The sequence below is a fragment of the Streptomyces novaecaesareae genome (genome assembly GCF_000716875.1).
GTDB lineage: Bacteria > Actinomycetota > Actinomycetes > Streptomycetales > Streptomycetaceae > Kitasatospora > Kitasatospora novaecaesareae.
The window spans coordinates 25,436-39,855 of sequence record NZ_JNWQ01000007.1 but is presented as its reverse complement, the minus strand read 5'-3'; the positions used below and the strand labels follow the sequence as shown (position 1 = coordinate 39,855).

At 75.0% G+C, this 14,420-nt stretch carries 14 protein-coding genes and 1 riboswitch; of the genes, 7 read left to right on the top strand and 7 right to left on the bottom strand.

From position 1 onward, the window contains the following. Window positions 1–16: 16 nt before the first annotated feature. The 4 genes from pknB to thiO all read right to left on the bottom strand — a co-directional run bounded on the left by pknB (window position 17) and on the right by thiO (window position 4,112). Window positions 17–1,795 (bottom strand): Stk1 family PASTA domain-containing Ser/Thr kinase, encoded by a 1,779-nt coding sequence (gene pknB, locus OP86_RS04270; protein ID WP_106973324.1) that lies wholly within the window; start codon window positions 1,793–1,795, stop codon window positions 17–19. 139 nt (window positions 1,796–1,934) lie between these two features. After that, a complete protein-coding gene (locus OP86_RS04265) occupies window positions 1,935–2,732 on the bottom strand; it encodes a thiazole synthase (RefSeq protein WP_030257246.1) in 798 nt (265 codons plus the stop codon). A 1-nt stretch (window position 2,733) separates the two neighbouring features. Further along, a complete protein-coding gene (gene thiS, locus OP86_RS04260; RefSeq protein ID WP_030060176.1) occupies window positions 2,734–2,943 on the bottom strand; it encodes a sulfur carrier protein ThiS in 210 nt (69 codons plus the stop codon). Next, complete coding sequence (gene thiO / locus OP86_RS04255; protein WP_033330950.1) at window positions 2,940–4,112, bottom strand: glycine oxidase ThiO; 1,173 nt, start codon at window positions 4,110–4,112, stop codon at window positions 2,940–2,942. Before thiO ends, thiS begins: the two co-directional genes overlap by 4 nt. A 3-nt stretch (window positions 4,113–4,115) precedes the next feature. Then, a riboswitch (TPP riboswitch) is annotated at window positions 4,116–4,228 on the bottom strand. 129 nt (window positions 4,229–4,357) lie between these two features. Here thiO and OP86_RS04250 point away from each other — a divergent pair. Genes OP86_RS04250 through thiE form a run of 3 tightly spaced genes read left to right on the top strand, consistent with a single transcriptional unit; the run spans window position 4,358 to window position 6,624 of the window. Beyond that, the gene (locus OP86_RS04250) at window positions 4,358–5,566 is read left to right on the top strand and encodes an NAD(P)/FAD-dependent oxidoreductase (RefSeq protein WP_030257242.1); all 1,209 of its coding nucleotides are present in this window, start codon (window positions 4,358–4,360) and stop codon (window positions 5,564–5,566) included. 42 nt (window positions 5,567–5,608) lie between these two features. Continuing rightward, window positions 5,609–5,974 (top strand): Rv2175c family DNA-binding protein, encoded by a 366-nt coding sequence (locus OP86_RS04245; RefSeq protein WP_030060172.1) that lies wholly within the window; start codon window positions 5,609–5,611, stop codon window positions 5,972–5,974. Continuing rightward, complete coding sequence (gene thiE / locus OP86_RS04240) at window positions 5,974–6,624, top strand: thiamine phosphate synthase (protein ID WP_030257238.1); 651 nt, start codon at window positions 5,974–5,976, stop codon at window positions 6,622–6,624. Before OP86_RS04245 ends, thiE begins: the two co-directional genes overlap by 1 nt. Before the next feature lie 22 nt (window positions 6,625–6,646). Here thiE and OP86_RS04235 read toward each other — a convergent pair whose 3' ends face one another. Further along, entirely contained in the window at window positions 6,647–7,762 is a 1,116-nt protein-coding gene (locus OP86_RS04235) for a polyprenyl synthetase family protein (RefSeq protein ID WP_030257235.1), read from the bottom strand. Window positions 7,763–7,934: 172 nt separating this feature from the next. Between OP86_RS04235 and metF the strand changes: the two genes are divergently transcribed. Beyond that, window positions 7,935–8,849, top strand: coding sequence for a methylenetetrahydrofolate reductase [NAD(P)H] (gene metF, locus OP86_RS04230; RefSeq protein ID WP_030060169.1), 915 nt, complete (start codon window positions 7,935–7,937; stop codon window positions 8,847–8,849). 218 nt (window positions 8,850–9,067) lie between these two features. Then, window positions 9,068–9,922 (top strand): hypothetical protein, encoded by an 855-nt coding sequence (locus OP86_RS36415; RefSeq protein WP_051829666.1) that lies wholly within the window; start codon window positions 9,068–9,070, stop codon window positions 9,920–9,922. Window positions 9,923–9,944: 22 nt separating this feature from the next. Here OP86_RS36415 and OP86_RS04220 read toward each other — a convergent pair whose 3' ends face one another. Together OP86_RS04220 and OP86_RS04215 are read right to left on the bottom strand one after the other, a co-directional pair. Beyond that, window positions 9,945–11,438: a phytoene desaturase family protein gene (locus tag OP86_RS04220; RefSeq protein ID WP_030257232.1), complete on the bottom strand. Its 1,494-nt coding sequence runs from the start codon at window positions 11,436–11,438 to the stop codon at window positions 9,945–9,947. A 24-nt stretch (window positions 11,439–11,462) separates the two neighbouring features. Next, window positions 11,463–12,095: a DUF4126 domain-containing protein gene (locus tag OP86_RS04215; protein WP_030060166.1), complete on the bottom strand. Its 633-nt coding sequence runs from the start codon at window positions 12,093–12,095 to the stop codon at window positions 11,463–11,465. Window positions 12,096–12,621: 526 nt separating this feature from the next. Between OP86_RS04215 and OP86_RS04210 the strand changes: the two genes are divergently transcribed. After that, window positions 12,622–13,188, top strand: a complete 567-nt coding sequence (locus tag OP86_RS04210; RefSeq protein WP_157849661.1) for an SAV_6107 family HEPN domain-containing protein — start codon at window positions 12,622–12,624, stop codon at window positions 13,186–13,188. Window positions 13,189–13,272: 84 nt separating this feature from the next. Beyond that, entirely contained in the window at window positions 13,273–14,025 is a 753-nt protein-coding gene (locus OP86_RS04205; protein WP_033330949.1) for a methyltransferase domain-containing protein, read from the top strand. Window positions 14,026–14,420: the final 395 nt, after the last annotated feature.

Below are 14,420 nucleotides of genomic sequence, written 5' to 3'. Positions count from 1 at the left end.
ACCGGCGCGGACGGCCTCAGAACAGCGAGAACTTCACCGTCACCGTGCTGCGCTGCGGCCGCCGCTCGCCGGCCGCCGGGGACTGGCCGGAGGCCTTGACCGCGCCGAACACGTCCCAGCCGCTGGTCTGCATGGTGAAGCCCGCCGCCTGCAGCGCCTTCTGCGCCTCGTCCTTGGTCATCCCGGAGACGTCCGGCACCGGCACCATGCCCTTGCTGACCACCAGCGAGACCGCCGCGTTCTCCTGCAGCAGCTGCCCGGCCGCCGGCGAGCTGCTGATCACCGAGCCCTCCGGCACGCCGTCGTTGTAGGTCTCCGTCACCCCGCCCTTGGTCAGGGAGGCGCCGGCCAGGGCCGCGGCGGCGTCGGCGGCGCTCTTGCCGGTGAGGTCCGGCACCGCGATCCGCTTGGGGCCCTTGGACACCGTCACGGTGATGCTGTCGCTCCGGCGGGTGCGTGCGCCCACCCCGGGGTCGGTGGAGATCACCTGGCCGGACGGGACGGACTCGCTGAACGCCTCGACGAACCTGCCGTGCAGGCCCTGCGTGTCCAGGATCCGCTGCGCCTCGGCCCGGTCCTTGCCGAGCACGCCGGGCACCGAGCCGTACAGCCCCTCGGAGAGCCCGTAGGTGGCGCCGCCGACCGCCAGCACCAGGGCGGTCAGCGCGGCGGCCCAGATCAGCGGCTTGCGGGGGAGGCGGCGCAGCAGGCCCGGCCGGCGTTTGCGGGCCGGGGCCGGTTCGTCGTACGGGCGCGGCTCGGTGAGCAGCTGGTCCATCAGCTCCGGCGGCACGTCCAGCACGCTGGTGCGCTCCGGCGGCGGGGCGTCGCCGGGCCGCGGCAGCGGCTGGATCACCGAGGTCGGCTCGCTGGTCGGGTACTGCGGGCTGGGCCGGGTGGAGGCCGGCGGCTCGGCGTCCAGCTCCTCCGGGCCCAGGGTGCGGCGGAGCCGCTGGAGGGCGGCGAGCAGTTCGACCGCGTCGTACGGGCGGGCGTCGGCGGTCCGGGCACAGGCTGCGGCCACGATCGCGTCCAGCTCGGGGCCGACGGCGGGGGCGACCAGAGAGGGGGCGGGGACGTTCTCGTGCAGGTGCTTGTACATGACCTGGACGGGGTTGTCGCCGGTGTGCGGGCGGCGGCCGGTCAGCATCTCGTACAGCAGGATGCCGGCCGCGTAGACGTCGACCCGCTGGTCGGTCGGGGCGTCCGGGAGGATCTGCTCGGGCGCCAGGTAGGAGACGGTGCCCATGACCGTGCCGCCGGTGGCGGTGCTGGTGGACGTGGGTGCGCCGTCGGCGGTGCCGAGCACCCGGACCAGGCCGAAGTCGGCGACCTTGACCAGGCCGCCCTCGGTGATCAGCACGTTCTCCGGCTTGACGTCGCGGTGGACCAGCCCGGCCCGGTGGGCGGCGCCGAGGGCGGCGAGCACCGGCTCCAGGACGTCCAGCGCGGCCCGGACGGAGAGCGCGCCGCGGTCGCGCAGCAGGTCGCGCAGGGTGCGGCCGGGCACGTACTCCATGGCGAGGAAAACGTTTCCGCCGTCCGCGCCCTGGTCGAAGACGTTCACCACGTTGGGGTGGGTGAGCTTGGCGACCGCCTTGGCCTCGCGGATGAAGCGGGCGGTGAAGCCCTCGTCGCCGGCCAGCGAGGGGTGCATCACCTTGAGGGCGACCACCCGGTCCAGCCGGGTGTCGGTGGCCCGGTAGACGGTGGACATCCCGCCGGTCGCGATGCGCTGCTCGACCCGGTACCGGTTGTCGAGCAGCGCGCCGATCAGGGGGTCGTGCAATGCCATGTCCACCCGGCGAGTCTAGTGCCGGGCCGGGCGGCCGGACCCTGAGGACAGTGCCCCGGGGCCCGGCTGTGCCCTGCTTGTGACACGGGCCGCGGGCTACGGGCTACGGGCTACGGGCTACGGGCCGCGGGCTACGGGATCAGAACGCCGGCCGCTCCCGGGTGTCCAGGTCGGCCCGGCCGGCCATCGCCGAGGAGGCCTCGGCGTGGAAGCGGCGCGGGATGCGGCCGGCCCGCTGGGCGAGCCGGCCCGCCTCGGCGGCGTGCCGCATCGCCTCGGCCATCAGCACCGGGTCCTGAGCCCTGGTCACCGCGGAGGCGAGCATCACCGCGGAGCAGCCCAGCTCCATCGCCAGCGCGACGTCGGAGGCGGTGCCGGCGCCCGCGTCCAGGATGACCGGGACGCCCGCGCTCTCCACGATCAGCTGGAAGTTGTGCGGGTTGCGGATGCCGAGGCCGGAGCCGATCGGCGAGCCCAGCGGCATGATCGCGGCGCAGCCGACGTCCTCCAACTTGCGGGCCAGCACCGGGTCGTCGTTGGTGTACGGCAGCACCGTGAAGCCGTCGTCGACCAGGGTCTCGGCGGCGTCCAGCAGCTCGATCGGGTCCGGCAGGAGGGTCCGTTCGTCGGCGATCACCTCCAGCTTCACCCAGTCGGTGCCGAGTGCCTCGCGGGCCAGCCGGGCGGTCAACACGGCCTCGCCGGCGGTGAAGCAGCCGGCCGTGTTGGGGAGCACGCGGATGCCGTTGCGGGTCAGCACGTCCAGGACGGAGCCCTGGGTGGTGGCGTCGACCCGGCGCATCGCGACGGTGGTCAGCTCGGTGCCGGAGGCGAGCAGCGCGCGCTCCAGGACCTCCAGGCTCGGCGCGCCGCCGGTGCCCATGATCAGCCGGGAGGAGAAGCTCGCCCCGGCGATGGTCAGCAGGTCGTCAGCCATCTCAGCCTCCCTGCACGGCGGTCAGGATCTCGATCCGGTCGCCCGCCGACAGCGGGGTGTCGGACCACGAACTGCGCGGCACCACGGCCTCGTTGAGCGCCGCGGCGACGCCGCTGTTGGCGGCGCTGACGGTCGCCACCACCTCGGCGAGGGTGGACGTGCCGGGCACCTGGCGGGGCACGCCGTTGACGGTCAGTGCGATCTCGGTCATGCGGAGGCCTTCGTGGTGGAGCGGTCGGGGGAGAACCGGGTGGGGGTGAACGGCTGTGCTAGGTCCGGGAGTTCGCCGGTGGCCAGGTACTCGGAGACCAGGTCGGCCGTCACCGGGGTGAGCAGGACGCCGTTGCGGTAGTGGCCGGTGGCGGCGACCAGGCCGGGCAGTGCGGTCGGGCCGAGCAGCGGGGCGTTGTCGGGTGAGCCGGGGCGCAGGCCCGCCGAGGTCTCCACCAGTGGGAGTTCGGTGATGCCCGGGACCAACTCGTGGGCGTCGCGCAGGAGTTCGTACACCCCGCCGGCGGTGACGGTGGTGTCGTAGCCCTGTTCCTCGGTGGTCGCGCCGATCACCAGCTCGCCGTTCTCCCGGGGCACCAGGTAGAGGTGCTGGCCACGCACCACGGCACGGACGTTGCGGGAGAGGAACGGCCGGTAGGCGTCGGGGATCCGCAGGCGCAGGATCTGCCCCTTCACCGGGCGGATCGCGGGCAGCACGCCCTCGGGCAGGCCGGCCAGCCGGTGGCTGTGCGGGCCGGCGGCGAGGACGATCCGGTCGGCGGCCACGGTCTCCCCGGTGCCCAGGCGGGCGCCGGTCGCGCGGCCGTCCTCGACCAGCAGCTCGACGGCCTCGGCGCGGTGGATCAGGACCCCGGCGCGTTCGCAGGCGAGGAGCAGCGCGCGGAGCATCCGGCGGCCGTCCACCTGGTGGTCGTCCGCGACGTGCAGGGCGCCGCGCACACCGGGCGCGAGCATCGGCTCCAGCCTGCGGGCCTCCCGGCCGGTCAGCCAGGTCGAGTCCAGGCCCAGCCGCCGGTGGAAGGCGTGCAGTTCGCGCAGTTCCTCGCGGTCGTCGGAGTCCAGCGCGACGGCGATCGTGCCGCACCAGCGGTAGCCGGTGTCCTGGCCGCCGCTCGCCTCGGTGAGCTCGGCGGCGAAGTCCGCGTAGCGCTCGTTGGAGGCCATGCCGAGGCGCAGCAGCGGCTCCTCGCCGTACTGGAGCTCGGTGACCGGGGCGAGCATCCCGGCCGCGACCTGGCCCGCCCCGCCGCCGGGGGACGGGTCGACCACGGCGGTCCGCAGCCCGCGCTGCGCGGCCCGCCAGGCGACGGCGAGGCCGATGATGCCCCCGCCGATCACCAGGACGTCGGTGCGGGCGTCCGATTGCACGCGTGTCAAAGCTGCTCTTCTCCCTTCGCCGGTATGACCCGGATCAGGTTCGGACGGTCGCAGGCCGTGCCAGCCCGCCTCTCAGCCCGGTTCGCCGGGCTCCCGTGATGGTGTCCCCACCATAACGCCGGGGCCGGGCCCGGCCGAAGGCCCGTACGAGGGGCGGACGGGAGGGAGGGGAGCGGAGAGCGTCGGCCCGTACGAAGGGTGGACGGGCCCCGGGCGGCGGTGTGGTGCTGAGTACAGTGACGGGCGTGGCAGAGCTGAGCGGAACGGATCAGGTGGTCGTCGTCGGAGCCGGGCTGGCCGGGGCGCAGTGCGTCCTGAAGCTGCGGCAGGGCGGCTGGCGGGGGCGGATCGTACTGGTCGGCGAGGAGCCGCACGCGCCGTACGACCGGCCGCCGCTCTCCAAGGACGTGCTGCTCGGCAAGAGCGACAGCACCACCCTGGACATCGACTACGCGAACCTCGGCATCGAGGTGCTCACCGGGCGCCGCGCCACCGGCCTCACCCCCGGCGTGCTGCACACCGACGGCGGCGACCTGCCGTACGGCTCGCTGGTGATCGCCACCGGCGCCGTCCCGCGCGCCCTGCCCGGCGCCGAGCGCGCGCACCTGCTGCACACCCTGGACGACGCCCTGGCGCTGCGCGCGCTGCTGCGCCCCGGGCTGCGGCTGGTGCTGGTCGGCGCGGGCTGGATCGGCGCCGAGGTGTCCACCGCCGCCCGCGAGGCGGGCTGCGAGGTGACCGTGGTCGAGGCGGGCCCGGCACCGCTGCCCGGCGCGCTGCCGACCGCGGTCGGCTCGGCGATGGCCGCCTGGTACGCCGAGGCCGGTGTCGACCTGCGCTGCGGGGTCGGCGTGGCCGCCGTCGAGCCCGGTGCGGTGCTGCTGGCCGACGGCTCGCACCTGCCCGCCGACGAGGTGGTGGTCGGCATCGGCGCCCGGCCTGCGACCGGCTGGCTGGCCGGCTCCGGCGTCGAACTGGACACGACCGGCGCCGTCCTGGTGGACGGGCGGCTGCGCACCGGCCTGCCCGGTGTCTTCGCGGCGGGCGACTGCGTCAGCTACCCCTCCGCCCGGGCCGGCGCCCGGCTGGCCGTCCAGCACTGGGACCACGCGCTGCAGTCCGGTGAGGCGGTGGCCGCCGCCGTCCTCGGCGCGGACGCGCCGCCGTACGACCCGGTGCCGTACTTCTGGTCGGAGCAGTTCGGGCGGATGGTCCAGTACGCCGGCCGGCACGCGGAGGGCGACGAGCTGCTGTGGCGCGGCAGCCCGCAGGACGCCTCCTGGGCGGTGCTCTGGCTGCGCGGCGGGGTGCCGAGCGCGCTGCTGACCGTGGACCGGCCGCGCGACCTCACCCAGGGGCGGAAGCTGATCGAGCGCGGGGCGGTGCTGGACCCGGCCCGCGCGGCGGACCCCGCGGTGCCGCTGAAGTCGGCCGTCGCGGGGTAGTGCCTGGTGCGCGGCGGGCTGCGGAGGTGGCAGTCTGGTGGCGTGAGTGAGATCGAAAGCAACATTGAATCCCTGGTCACCGAGTGGATGTACCTGCCCGACATTTCGGAGCAGTGGGGGGTCCGGGTCACCGAGGTGCGTGACCTGGTCAAGAACGGCGGCCTGATCGCCGTCCGGCGGGGCCCGAACAAGTCGCTGCAGGTCCCGGCGGCGTTCATCGACGGGCAGGGGCTGGTCAAGCACCTGTCCGGCACCCTGACCGTCCTGCGGGACTGCGGGTACAACGACGTGGAGATCCTGGAGTGGCTCTTCACCGAGGACCCGTCGCTGCCCGGCAGCCCGATCCAGGCGCTGCGGGAGAACCGCGGCACCGAGGTCAAGCGCCGCGCCCAGGCGATGCTGATCTGATGGCGGCGGACACGCTGCGCGAGCGGCTGGCCGACGCCCGGCTCTACCTGTGCACCGACGCGCGCCGGGAGCAGGGCGACCTCGCCGAGTTCCTGGACGCGGCGCTGGCGGGCGGCGTGGACATCGTCCAGCTGCGCGACAAGGGCCTGGAGGCCAAGCAGGAACTGGAGGCGCTGGAGGTCTTCGCCGACGCCTGCCGCCGCCACGGCAAGCTGCTGGCCGTCAACGACCGCGCCGACGTCGCCCACGCGGCCCGGCCGGACGTGCTGCACCTCGGCCAGGACGACCTGCCGGTGCCGGCCGCCCGGGCGATCCTGGGCGAGGACGTCCTGATCGGCCGGTCCTGCCACGCCGAGTCCGAGGTGGACGCGGCGGTCGCCGAGCCCGGGGTGGACTACTTCTGCACCGGCCCGGTCTGGCCGACCCCGACCAAGCCGGGCCGCCCGGCGCCGGGCCTCGGCCTGGTGTCGTACGCGGCGAAGCAGGCCACCGACCGGCCGTGGTTCGCCATCGGCGGGATCGACCTCGGCAACCTGGACGAGGTGCTGGCCGCCGGTGCCCGCCGGATCGTCGTGGTCCGGGCCATCACCGCTGCGGAGGACCCGCGGGCGGCCGCCGCCGAGCTGTCCCGGCGCGTGCGGTCCAGCTGACCCCCCGGGCCGCCGCCGTCCCTCAGTACTTGCGGACGGTGGCGGCCTCGGCCAGGGCCAGCAGCACCCGGCGGGCCCGCTCGTCCACCAGCGGCGCCGCCTCCAGCGCGGCCAGCGACTGCCGCATCAGCTCCTCGATCCGGTGTTCCACCAGCTCGGGCGCGCCGCTGCGGGCGACCAGCTCGCGCAGCCCGGCAACCTCCTCGGGCGCCAGGTCCGGCGCGCCGAGCCGCTCGTCCAGGTGCCGGGCGTCGGCGGCCGACAGGCCCCGCATCGCGTGCGCGACCAGCAGGGTGCGCTTGCCCTCGCGCAGGTCGTCGCCGGCCGGCTTGCCGGTGACGGCCGGGTCCCCGAAGACGCCGAGCAGGTCGTCCCGCAGCTGGAAGGCCTCGCCCAGCGGGAGCCCGAACGCCCCGAAGGCCTCGACCAGCTCCGGTCCGGCGCCCGCCAGCAGCGCGCCGACCTGCAGCGGTCGCTCGATCGTGTACTTCGCCGACTTGTAGTGCAGCACGGTCTGCGCCCGGTCCAGCGCGCCCTCGTCCGTCGAGTCGCCGGCCACCGGCTCCAGCACGTCCAGGTACTGGCCGAGCATGACCTCGGTGCGCATCAGGTCGAACACCGGCTTGGCGGCCAGCACCGCGGCCGGCTCCAGGCCCGAGCGCAGGAACAGCTCGTCGCACCAGATCAGCAGCAGGTCGCCGAGCAGGACGGCGGCCGAGGCGCCGTACTGCTCGCGGTCGCCGCGCCAGCCGCTGTCGCGGTGCAGCGCCTCGAAGCGGCGGTGGATCGAGGGCAGGCCGCGGCGGGTGTCGCTGCGGTCCATCAGGTCGTCGTGCACCAGGGCGCTCGCCTGGAGCAGCTCCAGGGCGGCCGCCGCGTTGGCGATCCCCTCGCCGCCCGCCCCCTCGGCCGGGCCGCCGGCGCCGCGCCAGCCCCAGTAGCAGAAGGCCGGGCGCAGCCGCTTGCCGCCGTCCAGCAGGAAGTCGCGCAGCGCGTCGGCGGCCGGGACCAGCTGGGGCGAGATCGCGCCGAGCATCGCGGACTGGCCGTCCATGAACGCGGCGAGCGCGGCGTTGACACGTGTGCGGACGTCCTCCACGTCAATGGGGTTGGCCGGCCGGGTGCTGGACGAGGTCACGATGGGGCTCCGCTGGTTCTCTGGGGTGCAGCAAGCGTAGCGGGGCGGCTGGGAACGGGTGTGCGAGCGGCCCCGGGAGTCGCCCCGGCTCAAGCGGAATGCCGTCCGTCACTTGTCTCAATCCGTGGAATACGGTTGTCCGGCCTCCGCGGAGGCCGGATAGCCTGCCAGCATGGCACTCGGTATCGCTTCCACGAGAACGGATCGCGCACTGACGGTCCGCGACCTCCTGGCGGCCGGCAAGCGCTCCTTCTCCTTCGAGTTCATGCCGCCGCGCAGCGAGGTCGGCGAGCAGAAACTCTGGGACGCCATCCGCCGACTCGAACCGCTGGACCCCAACTTCGTCTGCATGACGTACGGCGCCGGCGGCTCCTCGCGCGAGCGAACCGTCAACATGGTCGGCCGGATCGCGACCGAGACCACGCTGACCCCGGTCGCCCACCTGACCGCCGTGGACCACTCGATCGCGGAGCTGCGCAACATCATCGGCCAGTACGCCGACCAGGGCGTGCGCAACGTCCTCGCCGTCCGGGGCGACCCGCCCGGCGACCCGATGGGCGAGTGGGTCAAGCACCCCGACGGCGTCACCTACGCCTACGAGCTGGTGGAGCTGATCAAGGGCATCGGCGACTTCTGCGTGGGCGTCGCGGCCTCGCCGAACATGCACCCGCGGTCGACCGACTGGGACGAGGACATCCGGCACTTCGTGGCGAAGATCCGCTCCGGGGCCGACTACGCGATCACCCAGATGTTCTTCGAGGTGGACGACTACCTGCGGCTGCGCGACCGGGTGACCGCCGCGGGCTGCGAGACGCCGATCATCCCGGAGATCATGCCGGTGACCAACGCCAAGCAGCTGGAGCGCTTCCCGCAGCTCAGCGGCGCGCCCTTCCCCGCCGACCTGGAGGCCCGCCTGCGGGCGGCCATCGACGACCCGGCGGCGCTGCGGGCCGTCGGCATGGAGCACGCCACGGCGATGGCCGAACGCCTCCTCGCCGAGGGCGCGCCCGGCCTGCACTTCATCACGCTGAACCACTCGACGGCGACGCTGGAGATCTACCAGAACCTGGGCCTGCACCGGCCCTAGGTACGGCCTGCGGCCTGCGGGTGCTCCCTTCCCTGACCGCCCTGCCCGCGCCGGGTGTTCACGAGCCCGTCACCGTCCCGACGGTGACGGGCTCGGTCGTGTGCGGCCGGTGCCGGGTGGGCGGGAACGCGATGCGGTACCCCGGCCGTTGAACCGGTACAGTCGCCGCACACGCGCGGCGTCCTCGCGCGGGCACGCGACTGAGAGGTAGCAGGCGGATGGGCATCGGATACCTGCTGCTGTACGTCGCGTTGGCGGTGGTGGCCCTCTGGCTGGTCGCCGAGGTGCTGCTGCAGAACCGGGCACCGCTGCACTGGCGGGTACTGGCCCTGGCCGGCTTCCTGGGCGTGGCCGCCGGGATGAGCCTCGGATCGGTCGTGGTGATCGGGGCCGGCGCGGCGCTGTTCGCCGTCGGCCAGGCCTTCGTCACCCTCTCGGTCAAGCGCGGCTACCGGAACGGCTGGTCCCTGCGGAAGGCCGACGGCAGCCTGCCCGGCCCGCTCGCCAAGGTGCCGCTGCTCGGCGCCCTGACCGGCGGCGCGGCCGCGGTGGCGGCCGTCGCGGTCGCCGAGGAGCGGATCGGCGAGGTCAGCGCCGTCGAGGAGCCCCCGGCCGCCCAGCCGGTGCACGAGGAGGTGCCGGAGGTCGAGCAGACCGCGGCCTTCGAGATGCAGGAGCTCGCCCAGGACGGCGTCTACGCCTCCTCGTACTACGAGCAGCAGCCGCAGCAGCAGCCCCAGGACCCGTACGCCGCCGCCTACCAGGGCGGCTACGACCAGCAGCAGTGGCAGACCCAGCAGCAGCCCGCCGTCGCCTACGACCAGTCCTACGGCGGCTACCCGCAGCAGAGCCCGCAGCAGCAGGACCCGTACGGCGGCTACGTGCAGCAGCAGGACCACTACGCGGGCTACCAGCAGGAGCAGCAGCTCCAGCAGGCGGCCTGGGACCCGAACGCCCAGCAGCACCAGCAGTGGCAGCCCCAGCCCGACCCGCACACCCAGGGCATCCCGCAGCAGCCGGCGTACGACCAGAACTACGGCTACCAGCAGCAGAACACCTGGCACCAGGGCTGACCCGGGCCCCCGGCGGCCCCGGCTACGCCGGGCCGACCAGGTTGGCCGCGATGCAGGCCGACATGCCGACGCGGGCGAGCCCGCCGCCGGGGTGGGCGGTGCCGCCGACGAGGTAGAGGCCGGGCACGGGGGACTCGTTGGCGGTCTTCAGCCAGTCGCCGTCGGCTCCGGCGAGGACCGGCAGCGCGACCGAGCCGCCGAGGGCGCCGGTCTCCCGGCGGGTGTCCTCCGGGGTGCGCACGACCCGCCACAGCACCCGCTCGCGCAGGCCGAGCCCGGCCGCGTCGACGTGGGCGAGCAGCGCGTCGGCGTAACGCTCGGCGACGCCGGGGGCGGTCCAGTCGACCCCGCCCTGGGCGGGCACGGTCGCGGTCAGCACCACGCTCTCGTGCGCGTCGTCGGGGCGCAGCGCCGGGTCGTCCGGGCGCAGCACCTGCACGGTGGGGCGCTCGCAGAGCGGGGCGTCGAGGGTCAGGGCGCGCTCCTCGGCGGCGAGGTCGGCCGCGTGCACCACCGTGCGGTGCGCGGTGCCCTCCGGCCGCGGGCCGCGCAGGGCGAGCAGCAGGGTGAAGCGGCCCGGCGCCCCGGACGGCCGCCACGCCGCGGCCGGCCGGCCCGGCCACTCGGCCAGCCCGCCGCCGAACAGCGCGTCGGCGTCCATCGCCGAGACCACCAGGTCCGCGTCGATCCGGCCGCCCGCCGTCTCCACACCGCACGCCTGGCCGTCCTCGACGACGATCCGGGTGACGGGCGTGTCGAAGCGGAACCCGACCTTGCGCAGCTCGCACCGCCGGTACACCGCCTCCGCCAGGGCCCGCAGGCCGCCCCGGACGTACCAGACGCCGAAGGACTGCTCCATGTACGGCAGCACGGTGGCCCCGGCGGGGGCCCGGCCGGGCACGAAGCCGTACCGGACCGCGGGCTCGTACAGCAGGGCGGTCAGCCCCGGGTGGCCGTCCAGCCGGCGGGCCGCCACGTCGCGCAGGGTCCACGGGGCGGGGCGGCGCAGCCGGGCCAGGCCGGTGCGCGGCGGGACGGGGTACGGGTCGGTGCCCAGGAACGCGCGGTCGGCCGGGAGCGGCTCTTCGAGCAGCGGGCGGCGGGTGGCCTCCCAGACCGTCCGGCCCTGGTTCATCACCTCGCTCCAGCGGGCGCCGGAGCCGGTGCCGAAGGCCGTGTCCAGGGCCTGGCTGACGCCGCCGCGGGAGGCGTTGGGCAGGGTGACGACGGTGCCGTCGGGGAAGACGTGCCGGCTCTCCGGCTCGACCGGGGCCAGCTCGACCAGCTGCTCCAGCGGCTCCTTGCCGGTCTTCAGCGCGAGGTCGCGGTAGACGGCCGGGAGGGCGAGCAGCCCGGGCCCGGTGTCGAAGGCGAAACCGTCCCGCTCGTACCGGCCGACCATGCCCCCGTACGTGCCGCCCGCCTCGCAGACCGTCACCCGGTGGCCGAGGGTCGCCAGCCGGGAGGCCGCCGCGAGCCCGCTCATTCCTGCGCCGATGATGACGATCCGTGCCATGGCACCCGATCCTAGGGCCCGTCTCTAGGGCTGCCGCGCGTACACGTTCTCCGCCGGCCGGGCGGTTCCCGCGGCCCGGGCGGCCTTGCGTTCGCGGCGGCGGGCCCGGAAGGCGCGGATCTTGCTGATCGCCAGCCAGACCAGCAGCAGGCCGACGGCCAGGACCACGGCGGCGATCGAGGCGGCCAGCCAGGGGTGGAAGATCGCCAGGGTGACCAGGCCGGCCACCGAGAGGTCCTCCGCCATGCTGACCACGATGTTGCTGGCCGGTTCGGGGGAGGTGTTGACGGCCATCCGCAGCGAGGCCTTCACCAGGTGGCTGACCAGCGCGGTGGTGCCACCCATCGCCCCGGCCGCGACCTCGCTGAGCGAGCCGGGGTCGTTGCTCGCGATCAGCACGCCGACGGTGGCGCCGGCGATCGGCCGGATCACGGTGTGCACCACGTCCCAGACGCTGTCCACGTACGGGATCTTGTCTGCCACCGCCTCCAGCGCGAACAGCACGGCGGCCGCGATCAGCACGTCCGTGCGCTCCAGCGCGTGCGGCACCGACTGCGCGTCGGCGAACCTGCCCAACAGGCCGAGCAGCAGCACCACCGCGTACGCGTTGATGCCGCTGGCCAGTCCGCTGGTGAAGATCAGCGGCAGGATCGTCATGGCCTCCCCCTTCCTCGCAGAACCCGGGCCGGTTCCGCCCGGCCCCGCCGTACCGTACCGGCACCCGGGACGCCGCGCGCACCCGTCCCGGTTCCGGGACCGGGGGACTGAGTACGGATACTCAGATGCACGGTTGAGTACGACAGCGGATGGCCTGCGACCTGCGGAGACGGGAGAGTAGTGGCACCCGGGAGGGCGGCGCGTCGGGCGCGGCCCACTCGGGTGGCGGATCCGTGAAGGATCCGCGACGGGGCTGGTCACGGTCCCCGCACCGCCGACACGGGGCGGCGGAGCGGGCCGGGGGAGACCGGCCACGGGGGGAGTTCGCCACCGCCGCCCACGGGGGGAACGGCGGAGCGACGGCACACGGCGGCGGCGCGGTCCGGGGGAGGGCCCGCGCCCGCCGCCGCTTTGCATTCCCGGCGGAACGGCCGAGCGGCCGTCCCGGCCGATTGTCAGTGGTGCCGTTCACGATGGAGGGGCACGGACCACCCGGTCCGCGCGCTGCCTCGGAACGGGGGAGACCATGACCATCAGCCATCCTGAGCCCGTCACCGCCCGCCTCCACTCCGCCGCCCTGCCGCACGCCCCGGGCCCGTCCGGTGGTCGCCCCGCCGGAGCGGACGTCCACCCCGTGCTGCGCCGGGTCGCCGCGCCGCCGGCCGCCCTCGACCTGCTCGCCGACGCGCACCGCACCCTCGCCCGGGCCCGCGCCCTGGAGGACCCGCTGGAGCGCTACGCCACCGCCCACCTGGCCGCGCTGCGCACGGTGGCGGCCGTCCTGGCGGTGCGCGGCCGCCCGGAGAAGAGCCCCCGCCGTCGCAAGGCCATCCGCAGCGCCTGGGAGGTGCTGCCCGAGGTCGCCCCGGAGCTCGCCGAGTGGGCGCTCTACTACGGTGCCGGGGCGCGCCGCAGGGCCGCCGCCGAGGCCGGGATCCGGGGCGCCGCGTCGGCCCGCGACGCCGACGACCTGATCCGCAACTCCGCCCTGTTCCTGCGCCTGGTCGAGCGGCTGCTGGGCCTGCGGGCGGTCCCGCCCGCGCCGCGACTGCCGCTGGACGGCGACGGCCCGCCCGGCGGGGCGCGGATATAGGGCCCGTCAGGCTCAGGACGCAGGGCCGTCAGGCATAAGGTGGGGGGCATCCTGATCGAATCGCACGTGCCGAGGAGCCCGACCTTGTACCCGACGCGTCCCCGCAGCGCCCTGCGTACCGCCGTGGTGTGGGAGGTGGTGCGGGCGGCCCTGGAGAAGCGGGCCGCCGAGCTGGACCAGCCGGTGCTCGACGTGGTCGACACCGGCGGCGGCACCGGAAACTTCGCCGTGCCGGTGGCCAAGCTCGGCCACCGGGTCACCGTGGTCGACCCCAGCCCGGACGCCCTGTTCGCCCTGGAGCGCCGGGCCGCCGAGGCCGGCGTGACGGACCTGGTGCGGGCCGTCCAGGGCGACACCCAGACCCTGCCCGAGCTGGTCGCCCCCGGCAGCGTGGACGCGGTGCTCTGCCACGGCGTGCTGGAGGTCGTGGACGACCCGGCCGAGGCGCTCGGCAGCCTGGCCGGCACCCTGCGCAAGGGCGGCCTGGTCAGCCTGCTGGCCGCCAACCGCAACGGTGCCGTGCTGGCCCGCGCGCTGGCCGGCCACTTCAACGAGGCCCGGACGGTGCTCTCCGCCGCCGACGGCCGCTGGGGCGACCAGGACCCGATGCCGCGCCGCTTCACCGGCGAGGAGCTGGGCCGGCTGGCCGAGGCCGCGGGCCTGCGGGTGGAGTCGGTGCACGGCATCCGGGTCTTCGCCGACCTCGTCCCCGGCGTCCTGGTGGACACCGAGCCGGGCGCGCTGGAGGCGCTGCTGAAGCTGGAGGAGGCCGCCGCCGGGCAGCCCGACTTCCACGCGGTGGCGACCCAGCTGCACCTGCTGGCCACGCTGGCCTGAACCGTCCGCCCGGACATCTTCGCGAGGCCTTCGCGAAACCTTCCGCCGCCGTACGGTTCGCACGCCGTACGGCGGCGGTTCGCGTTGCGTACCGCGGCCGGTTCCCCGGGCGGGCCGGCCGCCCGGCACCCGGCCGGTTTCCGTTCGCCGGGGGCGAAGGTCCCCAGGTCCGGACCGATTCCATTCGATCGGGCACTTGTCCGGGGCGTGGCGCGTTGACACCGGTGCGGCCGTGCCCGCCGGAAGTGGCCCGTCCCACGCGGCGCAGACCACTCCGTAACGGGCTCACGGACCGTATGATCTGGGTAAAGCCGGAAAGCATGACAGCCGGATGCGTGGGGCATATGGACGACACGGGCCGGGGCCCCCGCACAGGCGTCCGACCGTGTGCCCCA